General features: G+C 62.8%; 2 protein-coding genes. Both read left to right on the plus strand.

Annotated features, from left to right (window positions below; all coding sequences use genetic code 11):
* On the plus strand, positions 1 to 777 hold a 777-nt coding region (locus ENZ75_RS28805), incomplete at its 5' end, for a dipeptidase (protein ID WP_128278508.1).
* A gap of 98 nt (positions 778 to 875) precedes the next feature.
* Positions 876 to 2,186 carry a flavin monoamine oxidase family protein gene (locus ENZ75_RS28810; RefSeq protein ID WP_063169138.1) on the plus strand — a complete coding sequence of 437 codons (1,311 nt, stop codon included), beginning with the start codon at positions 876 to 878 and terminating at the stop codon, positions 2,184 to 2,186.
* Positions 2,187 to 2,402: the final 216 nt, after the last annotated feature.

A 2,402-nucleotide genomic window follows, 5' to 3' on the forward strand; every position in this document is an offset into this window, starting at 1 on the left:
ATCGCGATGGCCTCGATCCTGTTCAGGCTGGAACGGGCCGGAGCGCTCACCGTCTGCCGCAGCGCCGGCGATGTGCGCAATGCCATGGCGCAAGGGTCGATCGCCGCGGTGTTCCACATCGAAGGGGTCGAGGCGATCGATCCCGAGCTCACCATGCTCGACGTGCTGCATGAAGCCGGCCTGCGCTCGCTCGGCATCGTCTGGAGCCGTCCGAACGCCTTTGGCCACGGCGTGCCGTTCCGCTTCCCGTCTTCGCCCGACACCGGCCCTGGCCTGACCGATGCCGGCAAGGCGCTGGTCAAGGCCTGCAACCAGTTGAAGATCATGATCGACCTGTCGCATCTCAACGAGAAGGGCTTTCGCGATGTCGCCGCACTCAGCGATGCGCCGCTGGTGGCGACCCATTCCAACGTGCACGCGATCTGCGGCCATTCGCGTAACTTGACCGACTGGCAGCTCGGCGCGATCCGCGAAACCGGCGGCATGGTCGGGCTGAACTTCGCAACCGGCTTCCTGCGCGAGGACGGTCGCATGAATGCCGACACCAGCCTCGATATCATGGTGCGCCATATCGATTCGCTGCTGCAGGCGCTGGGTGAGGATGGCGTTGGTCTTGGCTCCGATTTCGACGGCGCCATGATCCCGGCCGTCATCGGCGATGTCGCCGGCCTGCCGAAGCTGATCGATGCATTGGCGGCACGCGGTTTCGGCCGCGCGCTGATCGAAAAAATCGCCTATCGCAACTGGCTCAATATGCTCGAGAAAACGATAGGTTAGAGACAGCCTGCGGCATGGTGTGTTCGGCCCGCCGGCATATGTCGACAAGGACATAGTTCGTCGGTGGAAGCCGGATACGATTGGGTGGATAGCCGGCAATGCTGAAGACCTTCACGGATGAGGGCGGCGAATTCGAGCGAGCCGATGTCGTCATCGTCGGTGCGGGTTTCACCGGCCTGTCGGCGGCGCTTGAGATGAAGAAGGCCGGCATCGATTTCATCCTGCTCGAAGCACGCGACCGCGTCGGCGGACGCGTCGAGTCCCGATTGAACGGACTTGGCGAACGCATCGATGGTGGTGGCCAGTTCCTGTGCGAGGACATGCCGGAATTGATGGCCATGGTCGAGGCGCGCGGCAAGACGCTGGTTGAAACCTATGTCGATGGCGACTTCATCACCCAGCCGACGATGTCCGCACAACGAGCTGAGCGGACCTATCATGCCGCGATGGCGATCCGCGAGCGCATGAACGGGATCGATCCGGACGATGCCTCGATTGCCGGACTGACCGTCGCCGACTGGCTTGCCTGCCAGCACGATTCGGCCGATGCAAGGATGGCTTTCCGTTCGATGATCGAAGGTCTCTGGTGCATGGCGCTGGACCAGATTCCTCTCTGGTATTTGATCGACAATGACCGGCGGGTCACCAACGAGGTGACGGAACTGCAATATTCTGTGCGCGAAACCATGCATTCGCTGGCCGACGATCTGGCCCGCGACCTTGGCGATCGGTTGCGGCTAAGCGAGCCGGTCACGCGCATCGAGCACAGTTCGCCAGGTGTTCTTGTCGTTTCGGCCGGGGGTGCCGTCGAGGCGCGCACGGTTCTGGTTGCCGTCCCGCCGGCGAAGGTGACGGAGCTCGCCTTTGCCCCCGCTTTGCCGGCCGGACTGGGGCGGGCACTCGGCGCCTGGGAAAGCGGCGCGGCTATCAAGATCCTGGTGCGCTATGCCAAACCGTTTTGGCGGGCGCGGGATTTGAGCGGCATGGTGATGTGGCTCGAGCCGCCGGGGCTGTTTGCCTGCGACGCCGGCAAGGATGCGGAGCATGCGGCGCTCGTCGTGTTCGCCGGCGGCTCGCTCGCGCTGCGTTGGCGCGACCTCGGCGAGGCGGAACTGCGTGCGGAGGTGACCGGCCGGCTGGAGGCAGCCCTTGGTCCGGATGCCGGTGACGTCATCGATTTCAGTTTGCGTGACTGGACAGGAGATCGCTGGAGCGGCGGCGCGTACAGCGATCTTATTGTCGATGTTACAGCGACAGACGCCGAGCGAACGATCCTTGCCGGCGCACCGCCGGTGTATCTCGCCTCTTCAGAACTCTCGCCATCGTTTCCGGGGTATGTCGAGGGCGCCATCATTGCCGGGCGCATCGCCGCGCACAAGATCATTGCCGAGCTTCAAGCTCCGGGCTGAGCCTGATCTTTTCGAAAGACTGTTCGGTAAGATCGGTCAAGTTGCGCCTCGAGCCTCGGCGCCGTCGAAGCCATGCCCGATTTTGCCCGACTTCGCCCGAAATGCTGTTTCGAATTCGTTACAGTGCCAATCCTTCGCCACCCCATCACCGTTACAAAGCGCGGATAAGTTCATTTCACCGCCAAAAGAAACTCAGCGAAGGGGAAGGTAATGCAT

The sequence above is a fragment of the Mesorhizobium sp. M7A.F.Ca.CA.002.04.1.1 genome (assembly GCF_004022805.1).
GTDB lineage: Bacteria > Pseudomonadota > Alphaproteobacteria > Rhizobiales > Rhizobiaceae > Mesorhizobium > Mesorhizobium ciceri.